Origin of the sequence: Pseudacidovorax intermedius, from assembly GCF_001476815.1 — a bacterium.
In the GTDB taxonomy this organism is placed as follows: Bacteria; Pseudomonadota; Gammaproteobacteria; order Burkholderiales; family Burkholderiaceae_C; genus Xenophilus; species Xenophilus intermedius_A.
The window spans coordinates 15,117-39,215 of sequence record NZ_LDSL01000040.1 but is presented as its reverse complement, the minus strand read 5'-3'; the positions used below and the strand labels follow the sequence as shown (position 1 = coordinate 39,215).

Here is a 24,099-nt window from a genome sequence, read left to right as displayed (position 1 = left end):
TGACAGGGGGCGCCGGCTTCATCGGCGCCAACTTCGTGCTCGACTGGCTGGCTGGCGCCGACGAGCCGGTCGTCAACCTCGACAAGCTGACCTACGCAGGCAACCTCCAGACCCTGGCCTCGCTCGATGGCGACAAGCGCCACGTCTTCGTGCAGGGCGACATCGGCGACAGCGCCCTCATCGACCGCCTGCTGGCCGAGCACCAGCCCCGCGCCGTCGTCAACTTCGCGGCCGAGTCGCACGTGGACCGCTCCATCCACGGCCCCGAGGACTTCATCCAGACCAACGTGCTGGGCACCTTCCGCCTGCTCGAAGCCGTGCGCGGCTACTGGAGCCAGCTGCCGGCCGAGCGCAAGAGCGCCTTCCGTTTCCTGCACGTCTCCACCGACGAGGTCTACGGCACCCTCTCGCCCACCGACCCGGCCTTCACCGAAGAGAACAAGTACGAGCCCAACAGCCCGTACTCGGCCAGCAAGGCCGCCAGCGACCACCTGGTGCGCGCCTGGCACCACACCTACGGCCTGCCGGTGCTGACCACCAACTGCTCCAACAATTACGGGCCCTTCCACTTCCCCGAGAAGCTGATCCCGCTCATGATCGTCAACGCCCTGGCCGGCAAGCCGCTGCCGGTGTACGGCGACGGCATGCAGGTGCGCGACTGGCTCTACGTCAAGGACCACTGCAGCGCCATCCGCCGCGTGCTGGAGGCCGGCCGCCTGGGCGAGACCTACAACGTGGGCGGCTGGAACGAGAAGCCCAACATCGAGATCGTCAAGACCGTGTGCGCGCTGCTGGACGAGCTGCAGCCGCGCGCCGACGGCAAGGCCTATGCCGAGCAGATCAGCTACGTGACCGACCGCCCGGGCCACGACCGGCGCTACGCCATCGACGCCCGCAAGCTGGAGCGTGAGCTGGGCTGGAAGCCGGCCGAGACTTTCGAGACCGGCATCCGCAAGACCGTCGAGTGGTACCTGGCCAACCAGGAATGGGTGCGCAACGTGCAAAGCGGCGGCTACCGCGACTGGGTGGCCAAGCAGTACGGCGACCAGCCCAAGGCGGCCGCATGAAGGTCCTGCTCTTCGGCAAGGGCGGCCAGGTCGGCTGGGAGTTGCAGCGCGCGCTGGCACCGCTGGGCGAGCTGGTGGCGCTGGACTTCGACAGCACCAAGCTGCACGGCGACTTCAGCCGCCCCCAGGCGCTGGCCGCCACGGTGGAAGCCGTGCGCCCGGACGTCATCGTCAATGCCGCCGCCCACACCGCGGTGGACAAGGCCGAGAGCGAGCCCGACTTCGCCCGCGCCCTCAACGCCACCGCCCCCGGCGTGGTGGCCCAGGCCGCGCAGAAGATCGGCGCGCTGATGGTGCATTACTCCACCGACTACGTCTTCGACGGCAGCGGCGACAAGCCCTGGCGCGAGGACGACGCCACCGGCCCGCTGTCGGTGTACGGCGCCACCAAGCTCGAAGGCGAGCAACTGGTCGCCGCCCATTGCGAGCGGCACCTGATCTTCCGCACCAGCTGGGTCTATGCCGCACGCGGCGGCAACTTTGCCAAGACCATGCTGCGCCTGGCTAAGGAGCGCGAGCGCCTGACGGTCATCGACGACCAGTGGGGCGCGCCCACGGGCGCCGAACTGCTGGCCGATGTGACGGCGCTGGCGATCCGTGAGACCCTGCGCGATCCGGCCAAGGCCGGCCTGTACCACCTGGTGGCGGGCGGCACGACCAACTGGAACGGCTATGCGCGCTTCGTCGTCGAGGAGGCGCTGCGCCGCGGCGTCGCGCTGAAGACCACGCCTGATGCCGTGGAAGCCGTGCCCACCAGCGCCTTCCCCACCCCGGCCAAGCGCCCCCACAACTCGCGCCTGGACACCTCGCGCATCCGCAGCACCTTCGGCATCGAACTGCCGCACTGGCAGGCCGGCGTGGCGCGCATGCTGGCCGAGACGCTCTGACCGGGCGCTTCGGCATCGCAGCCACCTGTCGTTCTCCGGACCCGACTCCGTCACCCTCTTCAGGAAGCCAACGATGACCCAGACAAGAAAAGGCATCATCCTCGCCGGCGGCTCCGGCACGCGCCTGCACCCGGCCACGCTGGCCATCAGCAAGCAGCTGCTGCCGGTCTACGACAAGCCCATGATCTATTACCCGCTGAGCACGTTGATGCTCGGCGGCATGCGCGACATCCTGATCATCAGCACGCCGCAGGACACGCCGCGCTTTAAGCAGCTGCTGGGCGACGGCAGCCAGTGGGGCATGAACCTGCAGTACGCCGTGCAGCCCAGTCCGGACGGCCTGGCGCAGGCCTTCATCATCGGCGAGCAGTTCCTGGCCGGCGCCCCCAGCGCGCTGGTGCTGGGCGACAACATCTTCTACGGCCACGACCTGCAGCACCTGCTGGGCGCCGCCGATGCGCAGCCCGAAGGCGCCACCGTCTTCGCCTACCACGTGCACGACCCCGAGCGTTACGGCGTGGTCGAGTTCGACGCCGGCGGCCGCGCCGTCAGCATCGAAGAAAAGCCCGCCCAGCCCAAGAGCAGCTACGCCGTCACCGGCCTGTACTTCTACGACCAGCAAGTGGTGGACATCGCCAAGGCCGTCAAGCCCAGCGAGCGCGGCGAGCTGGAGATCACGGCCGTCAACCAGGCCTACCTGGAGCAGGGCAACCTGAACGTGCAGATCATGAAGCGCGGCTACGCGTGGCTGGACACCGGCACGCACGAAAGCCTGCTGGAGGCCGGCCAGTTCATCGCCACGCTGGAGCAGCGCCAGGGCCTGAAGATTGCCTGCCCCGAAGAGATCGCCTGGCGCGCCGGCTTCATCGACGCCGTGCAGGTCGAGAAGCTCGCCGCCCCGCTTAAGAAGAACGGCTATGGCCAGTACCTGATGCGCCTGCTGCGCGAGGAGTACCGCGGATGAAGGTCACGGCCACCAAGCTGGACGGCGTGCTGATCCTGGAGCCGAAGGTCTTCGGCGACGAGCGCGGTTTCTTCATGGAAAGCTTCAACCAGCGCGTCTTCGACGAGGCGGTGGGCAGGCACGTCGAGTTCGTGCAGGACAACCATTCGCGCTCGAGCAAGGGCGTGCTGCGCGGACTGCACTACCAGCTGCAGCAGCCCCAGGGCAAGCTGGTGCGGGTGACGCGCGGCGCGGTGTTCGACGTGGCGGTGGACATCCGCAAAAGCTCGCCGACCTTCGGGCAGTGGGTGGGCGTGGAACTGAACGAGAGCAACCACCGGCAGCTGTGGATCCCGGCCGGCTTTGCGCACGGCTTCGTGGTGACCAGCGACAGCGCGGACTTTCTGTACAAGGCCAGCGACTACTACGCGCCGGCGCATGAGCGCAGCATTCTCTGGAACGATCCGGAGATCGGGATCGCGTGGCCGGACTTTGGTGGGGAGCCGAAGGTGTCGGCGAAGGATGCAGTTGCTGTTCGATTGTCGGACGCTAACGCCTACGACTGAACACCCGTCGCAGGTGGCACAGGTTGTCGATTGCGGGCGGCGTTACAAGCCGCTGTGGGCCCGCGGCAGTGCGCAGTTGTCCGAGACGCATGAGAACGACGCATGCCGGCGCTCGCCTGCTGCCGAGGCGCGAACGGGCCTGGACTTGCCTCTCGGCTTTGAAGTGCGAACAAAGCACGGAGCAAGACGGACAGCGGCGATGGCAAGCGCCCTCTTCCAGTCAGCAGGCTCGGTATCACTGGGGTTCGATCAGACGGACCGGGCGCGTGAATCGCGCCGGCTTAACCGCTCGCAAGCGCGCGGATTCAAGAAGAATTTATGAAATCGCCGCTGATCGCGATTGAAAAATGAACAATATTCTGTTCTTCGTTCACTACAATAAAAGCGGAAAAGTTCACGACCACGTGGTCTATCTGCTCGAGAGAATTCGATCCATCTATTCTAGGATCGTCTTGATCTCGAACAGTCCTTTGCCGTCGGCTGAGGCTGCTCGGCTCATGACGATCGTCGACGATATCTATGAGCGGGCGAATACGGGGTTTGACTTCTACGCCTGGAAGGAGGGCATGGATCGCGAGCGCCTGGATAGGTTGGCCAGCTACGAAACAGTCACGCTCATGAATGACACATGTTTCGGTCCGATCTTCGACTTGGAAAGCATCTACCACACGATGCGAACGGATGAGTGCCACTTCTGGGGCATGACCAATCATCGTGAAAAAAAGGAAATAATTCCTGAGTTGGGTACAAGTCTGCCTGAGCATCTCCAGAGCTTTTTCCTGGTCTTCAAAGCCCCAGTTCTGGCCTCGCCAGTTTGGAGGGATTTCTGGGCGAGCATGGAATGCGAGTCTGACGTGTTTCGCGTCATCGCCAAATATGAAATTCAACTTACCAGGCTGCTTTGCGAGGCAGGTTTCCGTTATCGGGCGCTGCTGGATACAAGATTTATCAATCTTGCGCCTGAGGAATTGTCATATGTGCCTGCAGACCTGTGCTTGGGGAATGCGCTGCCTCTGTTGAAAATCAAGGCGCTGCTTCAGCACCGCGATCCAAAGCATGTCATTCGGCAGATTGCCTGGAGGTCTGATTACCCTACCGAACTCATAGAAAGATATTTTAGTCAGGATATCCAGCCCGATAAATCTGTCCTGTATTGCAATAAAACGCTCATAAAAGATAGCGCAATGGGTTTTCAGCAAGGCCTGAAAATCGCTTTGCATATACATGTTTTTTACATCGATGTATGGGAGCGCTACCTCGAACGTTTGAAAAATTTCGACTTCGATCATTGGATTTTCATCACTACTGATTCGAATGAAAAAGCGACTGAAGTAAAAAATCTGGCGTTGAAGATTCCAAATCAAAAACGACAAGAAATCCGAATCGTCGTATTGTCGAATCGCGGCAGGGACATCATGCCCTGGCTTTTCCTGTCGGACGAGCTGGAGCAGTTCGACGTTGTCCTTCATGCCCATACCAAGCGAAGCCCTACCGCGGCAGGCTGGATTGGAGAGTCATGGCAGCAGGATGTTTTTGACACTATTCTCGATCAGGCACCGGACATCGTCGAGGAATTCTCAGCGTATCCAGAGCTGGGAATCGTCATTCCTGACGTGCCGCGCTTCTGGCGCTATGTCGCCCCCGTCAGTCCTGAGCGGGAACGTTTTTTCGTTCCATTGATGGAAGATTTATGGGCGGAGATGGGGTGCAGCCGTGCCGTCGATTTTCGTGGTAGCCCTGCATTTGTCATGCCCTACGGGACGATGTTCTGGTATCGACCTTTGGCACTGAAGAGATTGACATCGCTGGGAATCAATGAAGATCGTATTCCCCCGGAGCCGTTGCCCGAACATACTCTGCTCCATGCCATCGAGCGCTCGCTCGTCTACATCGCATGGGATGCGGGATTCGATTATCGCGTCGTGGTTCCTCGAGAAATTCCGACGGGTTTTGCCGATGTGATCGAGCGAAATCGCATGCTCCCGCTGCCGCCCATGGCCAAGACGGTTTCTATCAGCATTTCTTCCGCGTCGGACGCGGATTCAAGCAAAGGTCTTCCTGTGAGCTTTTTCGGACGCGTGGCCGCTAAATTGAGAACGTTGGCGCGTCCACGAAAAATCGTGAAAATGCTCATGCCCTATGGGGCTCTACGCATTTACCAGAAGCTCGCAGAGCGTCATCGCAGGAGGAGGATTTTGGCGCCGCGCGACGTTCCAGCGCCTGTCAAGCCCAGAACCCAGAAATACAACGACTATTGGCTTCGTACGCACCGTCATCTTCACCCGCTGAATGTTGTCGCAGAAGGAGGCGCGACGCCTCGCCTGAATTTGGTCATATCCAGCTTGGGCAGAGCACAGCTCTTCGGGGGAATCGCAACGTGCACGGGCCTCGCGACGGTCGTCGCGAAGGCGCTCGACCTGCATCTGCGTATCATCACACGAGATGGTGGCGCTACGCACGAGCAATATCTCGCCATCATGGCCGCCATGGGAATCGAGCCTCATCGAAATATTTCTTTCTATTCCGATAGCTCGAGAAACGAGACGGGACGTGGCAGCGCGCCGCTGTACTGTTCAAGCGGCGATCTATTTCTTGCCTCTTCCTGGTGGACGGCGACTGCGCTGCGCAACAACGTAGACAACAAGAAAGTTTACCACATCATCCAGGAGGACGAATTGATGTTTTACCAGATGGGAGACGAACATCTGAACTGCCTCAATGCGCTCAATGCCCCCGACTCGAAATATCTGGTGAATAGTGGATACCTCCATAGATGGTTCAAAGACGCCTACCCTAAAATTTACAAGAACAGTGTTGTTTTCGAGCCGGTATTCAAGAAGGATCTGTCGAGGACGTTTGCGGAAAAGAATAAATACAACCTGTTCTTTTATGCGCGACTCACAAATCCGCGCAACATGTTCTGGTTCGGCATGCGGGTGATCGACGAATGCTTCAAAAGAGGAATTCTCGACACGGGACAGTGGGATGTTCATCTGGCTGGAGATGATTCAGTCCAGCCGGTTGAGTTTTCGGGTGGAAAGAAGCCGTCGACTCGTGGAATTCTCAGCTGGGACGAATACCACGAGTTTCTGAAGACCGTCGATGTAGGCATATGCCTTATCGATACCCCTCATCCGGGCTACCCGGTGTACGACGTCGCCAGCGCAGGTGGCGTGGCACTTACAAACACGCTTTATACCAAGACTGAATTTTCTTGCAGCGCCAACATCATTGCCTGCGTGCTCGACCTAGAAGAGGCAATAGACGGGCTGCGCCGGGCTGCGGAGCTGGCGGCGAACACCGAAGCGCGTCGCAAAAATTATCTGGAACAGACTATTCCTGACTCCTGGACTGAATCACTCGCGGGCGTGGTGGACTTCTTTGCTAAAGAGATGCGGACGTCCGCATAGATTAGGTGTTGCAGGCCACGTCGCTCGAGGCGTCGCCGAGCGTGGCGCCCGACATTGGACGGGCGATCGCTTGGCCGCTGCCCGCGCCGAGTTGAGCGGACCCGTCGGGCGCGGGTCAGCCCTCGCCGTCGAGACGGGGCGGTTCGGTACCGACGATGCGGCCGTGTTCCAACCGGATAAACCGGTTGCATTCCTTCAGAAGCAATCGTGGCGAGTGCGAAGCAAGGATGAGAATCCCTGACTTGGCGACCATTGCTGCCATGCGTTGCTCCGCCTTGCTCTGGAACTCGGCGTCGCCAACGGACAGCCACTCGTCCATGAGCAAGATATCTGCGCTCATGCTGGTGCAGATGGCAAAAGCCAGCCGCATGACCATGCCCGTGGAATAGGTGCGGACCGGCATGTCGACATATTGGCCCAGCCCGCTGAACTCGCAGATCTCGGGCGTCATGGCCTCGATCTGCCGGCGCTTGAGGCCCATGGACAAGCCGCGAAGCATGATGTTCTCGACGCCGCTGGCGTCGCGCTCGATGCCCATCGACGGGTCGATCAGGCTGGCCACGCTGCCGATGCGGGTGAACTCGCCGGACGTCGGCTCGTACACGCCCGCCAGCAGGCGCAGCAGCGTGGACTTGCCGGCGCCGTTGTGGCCCAGGATGCCCAGGCGGTCGCCCGCCTTCAGTTCGAGGTTGATGTCCGACAGCGCCTGCACCACCGTCACGCCGGTTTCCTTGCCGACGCGGCCCCCGGTGACCGAGGCGGCCAGGGTCTTCTTGAACGAGGTGGCGCTGGCGCCGTAGATGGGAAAGCCCAGGCTGACGTTCTTGAGCGAAAGGGAGGTCATGGGCGAGTCAGAGCCAGAAGACGATGCGGCGGCGGTAGCGGGCGAAGAGCACGCAGGCCAGGGTGATGTTGATCACCGTCCAGATGCCCATGCCGACCCAGTTGTGCCAATGGGCGACGCCGCCCATCAGCGGCGTGCGCAGCAGCTCCAGCATCTGCGCGAGCGGGTTCCACAGCATGTACTTGGCGCGGTCGGGCAGGTTCTCGGGCAGCCAGAACACGGGCGTGAGGAACATCAGCATCTGCATGACGCTGGCGATGATCTGGGCGATGTCGCGGAAGCGCGTGCACAGGATGCCCAGGGCAATGCCGAAGCAGTGCGCATTGACGATCAGCAGCGCGAAGGCCGGGATCACCATCAAAGCCGGCCATGACAGCGAAATGCCCGTCCACAGCGCCACCGGCACGAACAGGATGATGTGGTGCGCGAACTGGATGACGCTGCGTGCCTGGGTGCGCCAGACGAACATGCTGACGGGAAAGTACCCCTGCTTGAGGTAGTTCTGCGCGTTGACGAAGGCGTCGCCCGAGTCGATGACCGTGACCGAGAAGAAGGTCCAGAAGATGATGCCGAGCGCCAGGTGGGGGAAGAACTTGGACAGTTCCGTGCCGAACAGCGACGCGTAGAGCGGCCCCATCCCACCGATCATGGCGCCCATGCTCAGGGTCAGCCAGAGTGGGCCGAGCGTCGAGCGCCGGTAGCGCAGCACGATGTCGAACCAGGCGAGCGTCCACCAGATGTCGATGCGGCGGGTGCCTTCCCACCAGTCCCTCCACGCGCTTCTGTGCAGGTTGGAGTGGACGGTGGTGGTCATGCGTTGGCGGGCTGAAGGGAAGCGCGGGATTCTATCCGGGGGGGCCTTTCGAGTGCCGTCCGCGGGCGACGGGCACGGCCAGCGGGCGTGGATAATCCGCGGTCCTCTCCAGCGCAGCGTGGCCCCGCGCCACCCGGCCGCACCGCATGCCGCCCAGCCCCGCGAAGTCGCATTCCCTCGCCCATCCGACCTACCGGCCCGACATCGACGGGCTGCGCGCCATCGCGGTGCTGTCGGTCATCGTCTTCCATGCCTCGCCGCGCTGGCTGCCGGGCGGCTTCGTGGGCGTGGACATCTTCTTCGTCATCTCCGGCTTCCTGATCTCCACCATCATGTTCGGCAGCCTGGGCGCCGCCGGCTTCAGCTACGCGGAGTTCTATGCGCGCCGCATCCGCCGCATCTTTCCGGGCCTGGTGCTGGTGCTGGCCGCCACGCTGGCCTTCGGCTGGTGGGTGCTGCTGGCCGACGAATTCCGGCAGTTGGGCAAGCACGTGCTGGCCAGCGCCGCCTTCGTGGCCAACCTGGTGCTGTGGGGCGAGGCCGGCTATTTCGACACCGTGGTCGAGACCAAGCCGCTGCTGCACCTGTGGTCGCTGGCGGTGGAGGAGCAGTTCTACATCTTCTGGCCCCTGCTGCTGACGCTGGCCTGGAAGCGCCAGCACCTGCTGCGCTGGATGGGCGTGGCGGTGGTCCTGTCCTTCCTGCTCAACGTGGGGCTGGTGCTGCGCCATCCCGATGCGGCCTTCTACATGCCGCTCACGCGCGTGTGGGAACTGGGCGCGGGCGCCATGCTGGCCTGGGTCGCCTGGAAGCGCGGCGCCGGCGCACCGGCGCTGCCGGGCCACCAGTGGATGGGCGCGGCGGGCCTGGCCTGCATCGCGGCGGGGCTCGCATTCATCGACCGGCACGAGGCCTTCCCGGGCTTCTGGGCGCTGCTGCCGGTGTTGGGCGCCTGCCTGTGCATCGCCGCGGGACCGCAGGCCTGGTTCAACCGGCGGCTGCTGGGCTCGCGCCTCTTCGTCTGGTTCGGCCTGATCAGCTATCCGCTCTACCTGTGGCACTGGCCGCTGCTGGCCTATGCCCGCGTGCTGCAGGACGGGTTCATGGATCCGCCCCGCGCCGTGCGCTGGGGCGCGCTCGCGGTGTCGGTGCTGCTGGCCTGGCTGACCTTCCGCTTCGTGGAGCGGCCGCTGCGCCACGGCGGCCGCCGCGTGGTCGCCGGCCTGGCCGGCGCCATGGTGCTGCTCGCGCTGGTGGGAGCGGCGGCGCAAATGCGCTGGCTGGGCCCGCGCAACGACGACCCGAGCATCCAGGCCATCATGAACGCGAGCGCCGACTGGGTGTACCCCGATGCGCTCAAGCCCTTCACCTTCGAGGGCCAGCGTTTCGAGCGCATCGATGGCGGCCCGCGCCAGGTGCTGCTGATCGGCGACAGCCACGTCGAGCAGTTCCGCGCCCGCGCGCTTGCGCTGGCCGAGCGGCGGCCCCAGGACGTGTCGACGCTGCTCTTCGCCACCCGGGGCGCCTGCCCGCCGATCCCCGACCTCATCGAGGACCGCGACCCGATCTGCGGCGAGCGCCTGGCCGCCGCGCTGGACCTGGCGCGCACCCCGGCCGTCCAGGCGGTGGTCATCGGCGGCTGCTGGAGCTGCTACTTCGACGTCAGCCAGGCCCCGGCCGCGGCCAGCGCCCCGCCGCCGCCCGACCACTACTACTACCGCGACGCCCAGGGCCAGCGCCACATGCTGCGCGGCGGCGACGGCGTGCCGCAGTCCATGGCCGCGCTCGGCCGGCTGCTGGCCGAGTTGCGTGCCATGGGCAAGACCACTTACCTGCTGCTGAACATTCCGGTCGGCCCCGACTTCGAGCCGCGCAGCCGCCTCACCGGCAACCGGCTGCAGGCGATGACCGCCGCGCCGGTCACGCCGATGGCGCCGCTGCCGCCCTCGCAGGCCGCGCTGCATGCGCAGCTGCGGCAACTGGCGCTGGACAACGGCGCCATCCCGCTGGATCCGATGGCCGGCCTGTGCCGGCCCGATGGCCTGTGCGTGCGGGCCGACGCCACCGGCGATCCCGTCTACAAGGACGCGACCCACCTGCGCGCCGCCTACGCGCGCGAGGCGGCCACTTTCCTCGACCCCGCGCTGCTCGCGCCGGCGCGCTGAACGCCGTGGCCGCATGACCGTCTCCTGGAGCCCGAATTGACGAACCGATGGTGGCGGCTCGCCCGCCTGGCCCTGACCCACGGGCCCCGCATGGCCACGCGCCTGCCGCAGGCTTGGCGCGTGTGGCGCAAGGCCGGCTGGCGCGGCGTGAAGTGGGAATTCCGCCGCAAGCTGCGCCCTGGCAACGACTATGCGCGCTGGGCCCGCGAGCACGACACGATCACGCCCGAGCGGCGCGAGGCGCTGCGCGCGCGGGCCGAAGCGCTGGCCCATGGCCCGCTGATCTCGGTGCTCATGCCCTGCTACAACCCCGACCCGCGCTTCCTGCGCGCGGCCATCGCCTCGGTGCAGGCGCAGCGCTATCCGCGCTGGCAGCTGTGCATTGCGGACGACGCCTCGCCCGCGCCCGAGGTGCGGCAGGTGCTCGAGGCCTGCCAGGCCGAGGACGCGCGCATCCAGGTCGTCTTCCGGCCGAAGAACGGCCACATCTCCGCCGCGTCCAACAGCGCGCTGGCGCTGGTGCAGGGCGAATGGATCGCCCTGATGGACCACGACGACCTGCTGCCCGAGGACGCCCTGCTGCGCGTGGCCGAATGCGTGCGCGACCATCCCGAGGCGCAGCTCGTCTACTCCGACGAGGACAAGGTCGACGACGCGGGCCAGCGCTCGGATCCGTACTTCAAACCCGACTGGAACCTGGACCTGTTCCGCTCGCACAACATGTTCAGCCACCTGGGCGTGCTGCGGACGGCGCTGGTGCGCGAGGTCGGCGGCTTCCGCCAGGGGTTCGAAGGCTCGCAGGACTGGGACCTGGTGCTGCGCTGCGCCGAGCGCATCGCGCCGTCGCAGATCGTGCACATCCCGCGCGTGCTCTACCACTGGCGCATCCATGTGGAGAGCACGGCCAAGTCCATGGACGCCAAGCCCTACGCCGCCGTGGCCGGCGAGCGGGCGCTCGATGAGCACTTCCGGCGCCTGGGCGTGCAGGCCAAGGCCGAGTACCTGGGCTACGGCTACCGCGTGCACTACGCGCTGCCCAGCCCGCTGCCGCTGGTGTCGCTGATCATTCCGACGCGCAACGCGGTGGAGCTGGTGCGCCAGTGCATCACGTCGATCCAGAAGCGCACCGACTATCCCCACTGGGAAATTATCCTGGTCGACAACGGCTCGGCCGACCCGGCCGCGCTGGCCTACTTCCAGCAGATCGCGCAGCAGCCGAGCATCCGCGTGCTGCGCGACGACCGGCCTTTCAACTACTCGGCGCTCAACAACCAGGCCGTGGCCATCGCGCGCGGCGAGCTGGTGGGCCTGGTCAACAACGACATCGAGGTCATGTCGCCCGGCTGGCTCGGCGAGATGGTGAGCCTGGCCCTGCAGCCCGACGTGGGCGCCGTGGGCGCACGCCTGTGGTACCCGGACATGACGCTGCAGCACGGCGGCGTGATCCTGGGGCCGGGCGGCGTGGCGGTGCATGCGCACAAGGCGCTGCCGCGGGGGCTGCACGGCTATGCGGGCCGCGCGGCGCTGATCCAGTCCTTCAGCGCCGTGACGGCCGCCTGCCTGGTGGTGCGCAAGTCGCTCTACCAGCAGGTGGGCGGCCTGGACGAGCAGAACCTCAGCGTCGCCTTCAACGACGTGGACTTCTGCCTGCGCCTGCGCGAGGCCGGTTACCGCAACGTGTGGACGCCCTATGCCGAGCTGCTGCACCACGAATCCGCCACGCGGGGCGAGGACGTGGCGCCGGAGAAGCGGGCGCGCTTCGAGCGCGAGATCGCCTTCATGCAGAAGCGCTGGGGCGCGCTGATCGACCACGACCCCGCCTACAACCCCAACCTGACCGTGGGCGCCGAGGACTTCAGCCTCGCCTGGCCGCCGCGGCGCAAGACGCCATGATCGGTACCGCCCAACGCCCGGTGCGGCCTGGCCGCCGCCCGGCCCTTGGCAGGAGCAGGCATGGACGCTGAGCGCGCCAGCCTGGCGAGCGCGCAGGCCGACCAGGCCGACGTCTCCGTCGCCCTGTGCACCCGCAACGGCGCCCGCTACCTGCCCGCGCAGGTCGCCAGCATCTGCACGCAGGACCTGCTGCCGTGCGAGATCGTGCTGTCCGACGACGATTCCTCCGACGACAGCGTGGCGGTGGTCGAGCGCGTCCTCGCCGACCACGGTCTGGCCGGGCGCATCCCGCTCACCGTCATGCGCAACCGGCCGCCGCTGGGCGTCACCCGCAACTTCGAACAGGCGATCACCGCCTGCCGGGGCGCCTTGATCGCGTTGTGCGACCAGGACGACGTCTGGCACCCCGGCCGCCTGCGCCGCATGGTGGCCGAGTTCGAGCGCCGGCCCGGTCTGCTGCTGCTGCATTCCGATGCGCGCCTGGTCGACGGCGACCTGAAACCGCTCGGCCAGACCCTGCTGCAGGCGCTGGAGACACGGCCCGGCGAACTGGCCGACATCGCCGCCGGCCGTGCCTTCGCCGCCCTCATGCACCGCAACCTGGTGACCGGCGCCACCACCGTGCTGCGCCGCCGCCTGCTGCAGACGGCCTTGCCCATCTGCCCGCTGTGGGTGCACGACGAATGGCTGGCCACCGTGGGCGCCGCCATCGGCGAGGTGGACCTGCTGCCCGAGCCGCTGATGGACTACCGCCAGCACGGCAACAACCAGATCGGTGCTCAGCGCATGACGCTGCGCCAGAAGATCGACAAGGCGCTGGGCGAGCGCGGCGACAAGTATGCGCACCGCGTGCGCCGCTCCGAGGCGCTGATGGACTTCCTGCGCGGCCTGGGCGAGCGCGTGCCGCCGTGGGTGCTCGAACTGGCGCAGGGCAAGCTGGACCATTTCCGCTTCCGCGCCGGTCTGCCGCGCTGGCGCGTGGCCCGGGTGCTGCCGATCGCCTGGCAGGCGGCGCGGGGCCGCTATGCCCGCTTCGACCGCGGCCTGCCGGCCATCCTGCAGGACCTGTTCGAGCGCGCCTGAGCGCAAGCCCGCCGCTCAACGCGGCAAGGCGCCCCCGGCCTCGCGCGCCAGCAGCCGCCGGTAGCGCCAGAAGGCCCGCGATCCCCACACCTTCAGCAGGCTGCTCACATGCCACCACAGCGGCCGCAGCCGCCGGTGGCTCTCGCGCTGGGCCTCGTGGCGGGCCTGCTGGTCCTCGGCGATCTGGATGCGCCAGCCGGCCAGCCGCAGGCGGGCGCAGATGTCGAAGTCCTCGCCGTACATGAAGAAGCGCTCGTCGAAGCCGCCGATCCGGCGATAGGCTTCGCTGCGGAAGAGCATGAACAGGCCCGGGATCCAGTCCGGCGCCGCTGGAATGGCGTAGCCGGGCTTGCGCCGGCCGAGGATCTCGCGCGGCGTGAGCAGGGCCCGGTGCTGCTCGGGCGCCCGCTTGCCCGGCTCCAGGATGCGCGGCGCCAGCAGCCCGGCGTCGGGCGCGGCGCCGGCCAGCAGCGGCGAGAGCACGTCGTGGTCCAGCCGGATGTCGGGGTTGAGCACCAGGAACCAGGGCGTGCGGCAATGGCCGAAGGCCTGGTTGTTGTTGGCGCCGAAGCCCAGCGGCGCCGGGTTCTCCAGCCGCAGCAGCGGCAGATCGGGCGGCGCACCGGCCAGCAGGTCGGGCTCGGGGATGTTGACCGTGAGCACCACGCGGTCGATCAGGGGGCCGCACAGGCGGGCCAGCTGGTGCAGCAGCGGCAGGATCAGCGCCTGTTGCCCGTGGCTCACGATGGAGATGGTCAGCGGCGGGCGATCGGCGGAAGGCATGGACAGGGAAGGGATTCCGGCCGCGAAGCCATGGTCTAATTTCGCTCGGGATTCTAGGAGGCCGCCCCGTGGCCTTGCGCCCGGCGCGTCCCGTCCTCCCCATGATTGCCCTGATCGTCATCAGCTTCCTGTTCTCCGCCGTCACCGTGCTCGTGCTCATGCGGCGGGCGCGCCGCCATGCGCGGCGCTATGCCGCCGACATGCCGCAGCGCTTCCACAAGGGCCACATCCCGCGGCTGGGCGGGGCGGGCATCCTGGTGGGCACCGGCGCCGCCTGGGTCGCGTCGGGCGTCACGGGCAACGACCCCTTCAACCTCAACTGGCCCTTCGGCACCGCGCTGCTGACCTTCGCCTGCATCCTGCCGGCGGTGCTGGGCGGCATCACCGAGGACGTGACCCAGAAGGTGCCGGTGCGCATCCGCCTGGCGCTGACCACCCTTTCGGGCGTGCTGCTGTGCTGGCTGCTGGGCGTCGGCGTGCACCGCCTGGGCATCCCGGGGCTGGACGGCTGGCTGCAGGCCACGCCGCTGGTGGCGGCCCTGATCGCCGTGCTGGGCCTGGCCGGCCTGCCGCATGCCTTCAACATCATCGACGGCTACAACGGCCTGGCCGGCACCGTGGCGGTGCTGGTGGGCCTGGCCATCACCCACGTGGCGCTGCAGCTGGGCGACCGGCAACTGGCCGGTATGGTGGTCTGCCTGGTGGGCGCCACGCTGGGCTTCCTGCTGTGGAACTACCCGCGCGGCAAGATCTTCGCCGGCGACGGCGGTGCCTACGTCTGGGGCATGGTGCTGGGCCTGGCCTGCGTGCTGCTGGTGCAGCGCCACCGTGCCGTGTCGCCCTGGTTCCCGATCCTGCTGCTGATCTACCCGGTGTGGGAGACGCTGTTCTCCATCTACCGCAAGGCCGCCCGCGGCCAGTCGCCGGGCACGGCGGACGCGCTGCATTTCCACCAGCTCATCTTCCGCCGCATCGTGCGCGTGGCCTTCGAGGACAACGAGGCGCGCCAGCTGCTGGCCCGCAACAACCGCACCTCGCCCTACCTGTGGATGTTCGCCGCCATGTCGGTGGTGCCGGCCGTGCTGTTTTGGAACAACACGCTCGTGCTGGCCTTCTTCTGCCTGCTGTTCGCCGTCACCTACGTGGCGGCCTACCTGATGATCGTGCGCTTCAAGGTGCCGCGCTGGCTCAGGCCGTAGTCGGCACCCCCGCCATTTCCCTTTTCCTCTTCATGTCACGAGGCCAGCCATGACCGACCCCGTCCTGAACATCCCCCCGCGCGACAAGGCCGAAATCCTGGCCCAGGCGCTGCCCTACATCCGCAAGTTCCATGGCAAGACCATGGTCATCAAGTACGGCGGCAATGCCATGACCGACCCGGCCCTGCAGGCCGACTTCGCCGAGGACGTGGTGCTGCTCAAGCTGGTGGGCATCAACCCGGTCGTGGTGCACGGCGGTGGCCCGCAGATCGAGGCCGCGCTCAAGCGCCTGGGCAAGACCGGCCAGTTCGTGCAGGGCATGCGCGTGACCGACGCCGAGACCATGGAAGTCGTCGAATGGGTGCTGGCCGGCGAGGTGCAGCAGGACATCGTGGGCCTGATCAACCAGGCCGGCGGCAAGGCCGTGGGCCTGACGGGCCGCGACGGCGGCCTGATCCGCGCGCAGAAGCTGAAGCTGGCCGACCGCCAGGACCCGAGCGTCATGCACGACGTGGGGCAGGTGGGCGACATCGTCTCCATCGACCCCGGCGTGGTGCAGGCGCTGCAGGACGACGCGTTCATCCCCGTCATCAGCCCCATCGGCTTCGGCGAGGACAACGAAAGCTACAACATCAACGCCGACGTGGTGGCCGGCAAGCTGGCCACCGTGCTCAAGGCGGAGAAGCTGGTGCTGCTCACCAACACGCCGGGCGTGCTGGACAAGACCGGCAAGCTGCTGACGGACCTGAGCGCGCGCGAGATCGACGAGCTGTTCGCCGACGGCACCATCTCCGGCGGCATGCTGCCCAAGATCGAAGGCGCGCTCGACGCCGCCAAGAGCGGCGTGAATGCCGTGCACATCATCGACGGCCGCGTGCCGCATGCCATGCTGCTGGAGATCCTGACCGAGCAGGCCTACGGCACGATGATCCGGGCGCGCTGAACGCGCCTGCCTTTCTTCGGCCACCGCCGCCAGCGCGTACCGGGAGGGGCGCGCACCGGCAGCCGGGGCGGCAGCGCCGCCCGCTCCTTCGGAACAAGACCCAGACAGAGGCACCCGTCATGGAGAACGAGGACCCGCTCGCCCCGCCGCCGGCTTCCACGCCCGCCGGGGCCTCCGATGGCGCGGCCGCCGAGCCGTCGCCGCCTGCGCGCAAGCGCCCGCGTCCCGGCGAGCGGCGCGTGCAGATCCTGCAGGCGCTCGCCGCCATGCTGGAGCAGCCCGGCGCCGAGCGCATCACCACGGCGGCGCTGGCGGCCCGCCTGTCGGTCAGCGAGGCGGCGCTCTACCGCCACTTCGCCAGCAAGGCGCAGATGTTCGAGGCGCTGATCGACTTCATCGAGCAGAGCGTCTTCTCGCTGGTCCAGCAGATCGCCGAGCGCGACCGGCCGCCGGCCGAGCGGGCCGCGCAGGTGCTGCGCATGCTGATGCAGTTCGCCGAGAAGAACCCGGGCATGGTCCGCGTGATGGTGGGCGATGCCCTGGTACTCGAACACGAGCGCCTTCAGCAGCGCATGAACCTGTTCTTCGACAAGCTGGAGGCGCAGTGGCGGCAGATCCTGCGCGGCGGCCCGTCGGCATCGGACACGCCCACGGCCGATGCGCAACTGCGCGCGACGCTCCTGGTGGGCTTCGCCATGGGGCGGCTGCAGCGCTTCTGCCGGTCCGGCTTCCGCCGCCTGCCGTCGGAGCAGCTCGACGGCAGCCTGGCGCTGGTGCTCCAGGGCCTGTAGCCCGTTCGCCGGGCCGCGCACGGGCTTGCATTCACCGCGATCCATGGCCCAGGACCCGGGCCGGCGGGCGGGTCGGAATCCAAACGCACCACCGCTGCGTAGGACCGCAACGTGACGCCGGCCCAAGCGCCGCCGGCTATGGCGGACATAGGGGTTTTTGGCTCGCCCGCCCCAGGGCTTGTGAAGAGAATCGCAACCCGAACCCCACCCCTCTTTCCAAGAGGCAATCCAAGGAGAGCGCCACGATGGCCAACGAGACCTCGCAGGGCAAGTGCCCCTTCCACCAGCAGGCCGCCAGCAGCGGCACCACCAACCGTGACTGGTGGCCCCAGCAACTGCGCCTGGACATGCTGCACCAGCATTCGTCCAAGTCCAACCCGCTGGGCGAGGACTTCGACTACGCCGAGGCCTTCAAGAGCCTGGACCTGGACGCCGTCAAGCGCGACCTGACGGCGCTCATGACCGACTCGCAGGACTGGTGGCCGGCCGACTTCGGCCACTACGGCGGCCTGTTCGTGCGCATGGCCTGGCACAGCGCCGGCACCTACCGCACGGCCGACGGTCGCGGAGGTGGCGGCCGCGGCCAGCAGCGCTTCGCGCCGCTCAACAGCTGGCCTGACAACGTCAGCCTCGACAAGGCCCGCCGCCTGCTGTGGCCCATCAAGCAGAAGTACGGCAACAGGATCTCCTGGGCCGACCTGATGATCCTCACGGGCAACGTCGCGCTCGAATCCATGGGCTTCAAGACCCTGGGCTTCGGCGGCGGCCGCGCCGACACCTGGGAGCCGGACCAGGACGTCTACTGGGGCCGTGAGACCAAGTGGCTCGGCGGCGACGTCCGCTATTCGCAGGGCTCGCCCGGCGTCGAAGGCCACGGCGTGCTGGTCAAGGACGACGACAGCAAGGTCCCCGAGAGCCGCGACCTGGAGAACCCGCTGGCCGCCGTGCAGATGGGCCTGATCTACGTCAACCCCGAAGGGCCGGACGGCAAGCCCGACCCCGTGGCCTCGGCCCGCGACATCCGCGACACCTTCGGCCGCATGGGCATGGACGACGAAGAGACCGTCGCCCTGATCGCCGGCGGCCACACCTTCGGCAAGACGCACGGTGCGGCCCCGGCCGACAACGTGGGCGCCGAGCCCGAGGCGGAAGACCTGGGCACCCAGGGCTTCGGCTGGCACAACAAGCATGGCTCGGGCAAAGGCGCCGACACCATCACCAGCGGCCTGGAAGTCACCTGGACCCGTACGCCCACGCAGTGGAGCAACGACTACTTCGAGTTCCTGTTCGGCCACGAGTGGGAGCTGACCAAGAGCCCGGCCGGCGCCCACCAGTGGGTGGCCAAGAATGCCGAGCCGAGCATTCCGCATGCCTACGACAAGGGCAAGAAGCTGCTGCCGACGATGCTCACGTCCGACCTGGCACTGCGCTTCGATCCGGCCTACGAGCAGATCTCGCGCCGCTTCCTGGCCAATCCCGACCAGTTCGCCGACGCCTTCGCCCGCGCCTGGTTCAAGCTGACCCACCGCGACATGGGCCCGCGTGCCCGCTACCTGGGCAAGGACGTGCCGGCCGAGGAATTCGTCTGGCAGGACCCGCTGCCGGCCGTGGACCACCCGGTCATCGGCGAGCAGGACGTCGCGGCCCTCAAGGCCAAGGTGCTGGCCTCGGGCCTGACGGTGCCGCAGCTGGTGGCCACCGCCTGGGCCTCGGCCTCCACCTTCCGCGGCGGCGACAAGCGCGGCGGTGCCAATGGCGCGCGCATCCGACTCGCGCCGCAGAAGGACTGGGCCGTCAACCAGCCCGAGCAGCTGGCGCAGGTGCTCAAGATGCTGGAAGGCATCCAGGCCGAGTTCAACGGCGCGCAGAAGGACGGCAAGAAGGTCTCGCTGGCCGACCTGATCGTGCTGGCCGGCGGCGCCGCCATCGAAAAGGCCGCAGGGCAGGGCGTGACCGTGCCCTTCACCCCCGGTCGCACCGACGCCAGCCAGGAACAGACCGACGTCGAAGGCTTTGCCGTGATGGCGCCCTTCGCCGACGGCTTCCGCAACTACGTCAAGACGGCCTCGGCCGTGCCGGCCGAAGCGCTGCTGGTCGACAAGGCCCAGTTGCTGACGCTGACCGCGCCGGAAATGACCGCGCTGGTGGGCGGCCTGCGTGTGCTGGGTGCCAACACCGGCGGCAGCAAGCACGGCGTGTTCACCGACCGCGTCGGCACGCTCAGCAACGACTTCTTCGTCAACCTGTTGGACATGGCCACCGAATGGAAGGCGACGTCGCCCGCCAAGGACCTGTACGAAGGCCGCGACCGCAAGACCGGCGCCGTGCGCTGGACAGGCACCCGGGCCGACCTGGTGTTCGGCTCGCATGCCCAGCTGCGTGCCATTGCCGAGGTGTACGGCAGTGCCGATGGCGAGCCGAAGTTCGTGCGCGACTTCGTCGCTGCCTGGACCAAGGTGATGAACCTGGACCGCTTCGACCTCGCCGCCTGAGCGTCAACGTCCTGCGTCCCTCCGGCCTGGCTGGGGAGGCGCGTGGAAGAATGCGCCCGCCCGCCGCCGTCCCCACGGCCGGGCGGGCGCTTTGGTTCACGTCACACACAAGAGGATCTCCCATGAAGCTCGTCCGCTACGGCAATCCCGGCAAGGAAAAGCCCGGACTCATCGATGCCGAGGGCCGTCTGCGCGACCTGAGCGCCGTCATTCCCGACCTCGGCGCCGCCCAGCTCGACGACAAGGTGGTCGCCAAGCTGCGCCGCCTCAAGACCGACACGCTGCCTCTGGTGCGCGGCAAGCCCCGTCTGGGCTGCCCGGTGGCGCAGGTGGGCAAGCTGGTGGCCATCGGCCTCAACTACGCCGACCATGCGGCCGAGGCCGGCATGCCGATGCCCAAGGAGCCCATCATCTTCCTCAAGGCCACCACCTGCATCCAGGGCGCCAATGACCCGGTGATGCTGCCCAAGGGCTCGGTGAAGACCGACTGGGAAGTGGAGCTGGGCGTGGTCATCGGCCGCCAGGCCCGCCACGTCTCGCAGAAGGAGGCGCTGGACCACGTGGCCGGCTACTGCGTGGTCAACGACGTCAGCGAGCGCGAGTACCAGATCGAGCGCGGCGGCACCTGGGACAAGGGCAAGGGCTGCGACACCTTCGGCCCCATCGGTCCCTGGCTGGTCACGCGCGACGAGGTGCCCAACCCGCAGCGCCTGTCGCTGTGGCTGGACGTGAACGGCGAGCGCATGCAGACCGGCAGCACCCGCACCATGGTCTTCGGCGTGGCCAAGATCATCAGCTACGTCAGCCAGTTCATGACGCTGATGCCGGGCGACGTAATCGCCACCGGCACGCCGCCCGGCGTGGGCATGGGCATGAAGCCGCAGCGCTTCCTGCGCGCCGGCGACACGATGACGTTGGGCATCGAGGGCCTGGGCGAGCAGGTGCAGCCGGTCGTGGCCTTCAGGCGCTGAAGCCGGGGTGCGCGGCCGGCGGCGCGCCGCAAGCCCCCCGGCGAGGCGGGGAATTTCACCCGCTTGACGCCGTCGGGCGACAGAATAAAAATGCACGACCGTTCGTTTTATTCTGTCCATCCCGAGCATGAGCACCTCCAGCGCCGCCAAGCCTGTCCGCCAGGCCGCCAAAGGCCAGCAGACCAAGGCCGCCATCGTCGATGCTGCCCTCAACCTGGCCGCCCAGGTGGGTCTGGAGGGCCTGTCGATCGGCGCGGTGGCCGAGCTCACGCAGATGAGCAAGTCGGGCGTCTTCGCGCATTTCGGCTCGCGCGAGGAACTGCAGATCTCGGTGGTGCGCGAATACCACCAGCGCTTCGAGCAGGAAGTCTTCTTTCCGGCGCTCACCCAGCCGCGCGGCCTGCCGCGGCTGCGTGCCATGTTCGCCAACTGGATGAAGCGCACCACCACCGAGATCGACTCGGGCTGCATCTACATCAGCGGCGCTTCCGAATTCGACGACCGCCCGGGCCCGGTGCGCGATGCGCTGGTCGAGTCGGTCAGCATCTGGCAGGCCGCCGTGCTGCGGGCCGTGCGCCAGTCGCAGGAGGAAGGCCACCTGCAGGCCGCCGCCGATGCGCGGCAGATCGCCTTCGAGGTCCACGGCCTGATCCTGGCGCTGCACTACGAGGCACGGTTCCTGCGCGTCGATGGGTCGGTGGACCGGGCCAACACCGGCTTCGACAACATCCTCGCGCGCAGCGCCACGCCCGATGCCCCGCCGGCCGCCCCAGCCGCACCCGCGCGCAAGCTGCGCACCGTCCGCTGACCGGCACTCATTTTTCTTCTCTTTCCTTCCTTCCTCTTCAACCTTCTTCCCGAGCAGGAGACGCCTCGCATGCCCACCTATACCCCCCCGCTGCGCGACATGCAATTCGTGCTGCATGAAGTGTTCAATGTCGCCGACGAATTCAAGGCCATGCCGGCCCATGCCGAGACCGACGCGGACACCATCAACGCCGTGCTGGAAGAGGCGGGCAAGTTCGCCGCCGAGGTGGCCTTTCCGCTGAACATCGGCGGCGACACCGAGGGCTGCACGCTGGACGTGAAGACGCATGCCGTGACCACGCCCAAGGGCTTCAAGGAGGCCTATGCGCAGTACGTCGAAGGCGGCTGGCCCGCGCTGTCGTGCGATTCGCAGTTCGGCGGCCAGGGCCTGCCGCACACGGTCAACCAGTGCCTGTACGAAATGCTCAACAGCGCCAACCAGGCCTGGACCATGTACCCCGGCCTGTCGCACGGCGCGTATGAAGCGCTGGTGGCCCACGGCACGGAAGAGCAGAAGAAGACCTACCTGCCCAAGCTGGTGAGCGGCGAATGGACCGGCACCATGTGCCTGACCGAGCCCCATTGCGGCACCGACCTGGGCCTGCTGCGCACCAAGGCCGAACCGCAGGCCGACGGCAGCTACAGGCTCACCGGCAACAAGATCTTCATCTCGGCCGGCGAGCACGACATGGCCGAGAACATCATCCACTTGGTGCTGGCCCGCCTGCCGGACGCGCCCAAGGGCAGCAAGGGCATCAGCCTGTTCGTGGTGCCCAAGTTCAAGGTCAACGCCGACGGCAGCCTGGGCGAGCGCAACCCGATCTTCTGCACGGGCCTGGAACACAAGATGGGCATCCACGGCAACGCCACCGCGCAGATCGCGCTGGACGGTGCCGTCGGCAGCCTGGTGGGCGAGCCCAACAAGGGCTTGGCCGCCATGTTCGTGATGATGAACGCCGCCCGCCTGGGCGTGGGCAACCAGTCGCTGGGCCTGACCGAGGTGGCCTTCCAGAATGCGCTGGCCTATGCCAAGGACCGCATCCAGATGCGCTCGCTGTCGGGCGTGAAGGCCAAGGACAAGGACGCCGACCCGATCATCGTGCACCCCGACGTGCGCAAGATGCTGCTGACGGCCAAGGCCTATGCCGAAGGCGGCCGCGCGCTGCAGATCTTCTGCACGCTGCTGCTGGACAAGGCCCACCACCATCCCGACGAGAAGGTGCGCAAGAACAGCGACGAGCTGGTCGCGCTGCTCACGCCCATCGTCAAGGCCTTCATCACCGACAACGGCCACATCAGCACCAATGCCTGCATGCAGGTCTTCGGCGGCCACGGCTTCATCAAGGAATGGGGCATGGAGCAGTTCGTGCGGGACAACCGCATCAACATGATCTACGAAGGCACGAACACCGTGCAGTCGCTGGACCTGCTGGGCCGCAAGGTGCTGGGCAACAACGGCGCCACGCTCAAGAAGTTCGGCAAGCTGATCGGCCAGCTGGTGGAAGAGGAGGGCGTCAACGAGAAGATGGCCGAGTTCATCAACCCGCTGGCCTACCTGGGCGACCAGATGACCAAGTTCACCACCGAGATCGGCTTCAAGGGCTTCCAGAACCCCGACGAGGTGGGCGCCGCCGCGGTGGACTACCTGCGCGTGGCCGGCCACCTGGTCTTCGCCTACATGTTCGTGCGCATGGCCCAGGTGGCGCTGCGCCAGATCGCCGCGGGCAGCACCGACCCGTTCTACACCGCCAAGCTGCAGACGGCGCGCTTCTACTTCGCCAAGCTCTTCCCCGAGACCGCGACGCTGATGCGCACCGCGCGTGCCGGCAGCAAGACGCTGATGGACACCGACGCGGCCCTGGCCTGATCGCCGCCCGCCTTCCCTTGCTTCATCCACGACCGGAGACTTCCATGCTTCTTCGTGCATCCATCGCCCTGTCGCTGGTGCTGGCCTCGTCGGCCGCGCTGGCGCAGATGAGCCCCGTGGGCCTGTGGCGCAACGTCGACGACAAGACGGGCGAGACCAAGGCCGAGATCCGCATCACCGACAGCGGTGGCCAACTGTCGGGCCGCATCGAGAAGGTGCTGAAGAAGGAGGGCTCGTCCACCTGCGACCAGTGCACCGACGACCGCAAGGGCCAGCCCATCGTGGGCCTGGAGATCGTGCGCGGCGGCAAGAAGGCCGAGGGCAAGGACCTGTGGGAGGGCGGCAAGATCCTCGACCCCGAGAACGGCAAGGAATACCGCGCCACCTACACGCCGGTCGATGGCGGCCAGAAGCTGGCGGTGCGCGGCTACCTGGGGCCGTTCTGGCGGACGCAGACCTGGCAAAGAGCGCAGTGAAGGCGGAAGCCCTTTCACCTTCAGACCACTTCCCCTGCCTTCTCCACACTCCGACTTTGGCTTGCCTTTCCTGAAACACCTCGACCGTTCGTCGTGAT

The 24,099-nt window shown here is 66.9% G+C and carries 19 protein-coding genes; 16 read left to right on the top strand and 3 right to left on the bottom strand.

Annotated elements, in window-relative coordinates:
* The 5 genes from rfbB to NS331_RS25405 all read left to right on the top strand — a co-directional run.
* On the top strand, window positions 1–1,067 hold a 1,067-nt coding region (rfbB, locus tag NS331_RS06230), incomplete at its 5' end, for a dTDP-glucose 4,6-dehydratase (protein WP_082702295.1).
* A complete protein-coding gene (gene rfbD, locus NS331_RS06225) occupies window positions 1,064–1,954 on the top strand; it encodes a dTDP-4-dehydrorhamnose reductase (protein ID WP_058641144.1) in 891 nt (296 codons plus the stop codon). The genes rfbB and rfbD, both read left to right, overlap by 4 nt.
* Before the next feature lie 73 nt (window positions 1,955–2,027).
* On the top strand, window positions 2,028–2,918 hold the full coding sequence (gene rfbA / locus NS331_RS06220; protein ID WP_058641143.1) for a glucose-1-phosphate thymidylyltransferase RfbA: 891 nt from the start codon (window positions 2,028–2,030) through the stop codon (window positions 2,916–2,918).
* A complete protein-coding gene (gene rfbC / locus NS331_RS06215) occupies window positions 2,915–3,463 on the top strand; it encodes a dTDP-4-dehydrorhamnose 3,5-epimerase (protein WP_058641142.1) in 549 nt (182 codons plus the stop codon). Before rfbA ends, rfbC begins: the two co-directional genes overlap by 4 nt.
* 347 nt (window positions 3,464–3,810) lie before the next feature.
* Window positions 3,811–6,873 carry a rhamnosyltransferase WsaF family glycosyltransferase gene (locus NS331_RS25405; protein ID WP_082702293.1) on the top strand — a complete coding sequence of 1,021 codons (3,063 nt, stop codon included), beginning with the start codon at window positions 3,811–3,813 and terminating at the stop codon, window positions 6,871–6,873.
* Between the two features lie 115 nt (window positions 6,874–6,988).
* On the opposite strand, the gene NS331_RS06205 is transcribed toward NS331_RS25405, so the two are convergent.
* The gene (locus tag NS331_RS06205; protein WP_058641140.1) at window positions 6,989–7,717 is read right to left on the bottom strand and encodes an ABC transporter ATP-binding protein; all 729 of its coding nucleotides are present in this window, start codon (window positions 7,715–7,717) and stop codon (window positions 6,989–6,991) included.
* 7 nt (window positions 7,718–7,724) lie between these two features.
* Window positions 7,725–8,531: an ABC transporter permease gene (locus NS331_RS06200; RefSeq protein ID WP_058641139.1), complete on the bottom strand. Its 807-nt coding sequence runs from the start codon at window positions 8,529–8,531 to the stop codon at window positions 7,725–7,727.
* 146 nt (window positions 8,532–8,677) lie between these two features.
* Here NS331_RS06200 and NS331_RS06195 point away from each other — a divergent pair, with 146 nt between their 5' ends.
* The 3 genes from NS331_RS06195 to NS331_RS06185 all read left to right on the top strand — a co-directional run bounded on the left by NS331_RS06195 (window position 8,678) and on the right by NS331_RS06185 (window position 13,672).
* Complete coding sequence (locus NS331_RS06195; RefSeq protein ID WP_058641138.1) at window positions 8,678–10,696, top strand: acyltransferase family protein; 2,019 nt, start codon at window positions 8,678–8,680, stop codon at window positions 10,694–10,696.
* A gap of 90 nt (window positions 10,697–10,786) precedes the next feature.
* A complete protein-coding gene (locus NS331_RS06190) occupies window positions 10,787–12,589 on the top strand; it encodes a glycosyltransferase family 2 protein (protein ID WP_058641137.1) in 1,803 nt (600 codons plus the stop codon).
* Window positions 12,590–12,649: 60 nt separating this feature from the next.
* Window positions 12,650–13,672, top strand: a complete 1,023-nt coding sequence (locus NS331_RS06185) for a glycosyltransferase (RefSeq protein ID WP_058641136.1) — start codon at window positions 12,650–12,652, stop codon at window positions 13,670–13,672.
* Window positions 13,673–13,687: 15 nt separating this feature from the next.
* On the opposite strand, the gene NS331_RS06180 is transcribed toward NS331_RS06185, so the two are convergent.
* Complete coding sequence (locus NS331_RS06180) at window positions 13,688–14,455, bottom strand: glycosyltransferase family 2 protein (protein WP_058641135.1); 768 nt, start codon at window positions 14,453–14,455, stop codon at window positions 13,688–13,690.
* A gap of 101 nt (window positions 14,456–14,556) precedes the next feature.
* Here NS331_RS06180 and NS331_RS06175 point away from each other — a divergent pair, with 101 nt between their 5' ends.
* The 8 genes from NS331_RS06175 to NS331_RS06140 all read left to right on the top strand — a co-directional run bounded on the left by NS331_RS06175 (window position 14,557) and on the right by NS331_RS06140 (window position 24,001).
* Window positions 14,557–15,654, top strand: coding sequence for an MraY family glycosyltransferase (locus NS331_RS06175; RefSeq protein WP_058641134.1), 1,098 nt, complete (start codon window positions 14,557–14,559; stop codon window positions 15,652–15,654).
* Window positions 15,655–15,703: 49 nt separating this feature from the next.
* Window positions 15,704–16,597, top strand: coding sequence for an acetylglutamate kinase (argB, locus tag NS331_RS06170; RefSeq protein WP_058641133.1), 894 nt, complete (start codon window positions 15,704–15,706; stop codon window positions 16,595–16,597).
* Between the two features lie 119 nt (window positions 16,598–16,716).
* The gene (gene slmA / locus NS331_RS06165; protein WP_058641132.1) at window positions 16,717–17,388 is read left to right on the top strand and encodes a nucleoid occlusion factor SlmA; all 672 of its coding nucleotides are present in this window, start codon (window positions 16,717–16,719) and stop codon (window positions 17,386–17,388) included.
* A gap of 245 nt (window positions 17,389–17,633) precedes the next feature.
* Window positions 17,634–19,880, top strand: coding sequence for a catalase/peroxidase HPI (gene katG / locus NS331_RS06160; protein WP_058641131.1), 2,247 nt, complete (start codon window positions 17,634–17,636; stop codon window positions 19,878–19,880).
* A gap of 122 nt (window positions 19,881–20,002) precedes the next feature.
* Window positions 20,003–20,851: a fumarylacetoacetate hydrolase family protein gene (locus NS331_RS06155; protein ID WP_058641130.1), complete on the top strand. Its 849-nt coding sequence runs from the start codon at window positions 20,003–20,005 to the stop codon at window positions 20,849–20,851.
* A gap of 127 nt (window positions 20,852–20,978) precedes the next feature.
* Window positions 20,979–21,659 (top strand): TetR/AcrR family transcriptional regulator, encoded by a 681-nt coding sequence (locus tag NS331_RS06150; RefSeq protein ID WP_058641129.1) that lies wholly within the window; start codon window positions 20,979–20,981, stop codon window positions 21,657–21,659.
* A 69-nt stretch (window positions 21,660–21,728) separates the two neighbouring features.
* A complete protein-coding gene (locus NS331_RS06145) occupies window positions 21,729–23,525 on the top strand; it encodes an acyl-CoA dehydrogenase C-terminal domain-containing protein (protein ID WP_058641128.1) in 1,797 nt (598 codons plus the stop codon).
* Window positions 23,526–23,569: 44 nt separating this feature from the next.
* Window positions 23,570–24,001, top strand: coding sequence for a DUF2147 domain-containing protein (locus tag NS331_RS06140; protein ID WP_058641127.1), 432 nt, complete (start codon window positions 23,570–23,572; stop codon window positions 23,999–24,001).
* The last annotated feature ends 98 nt before the right edge of the window (window positions 24,002–24,099 follow it).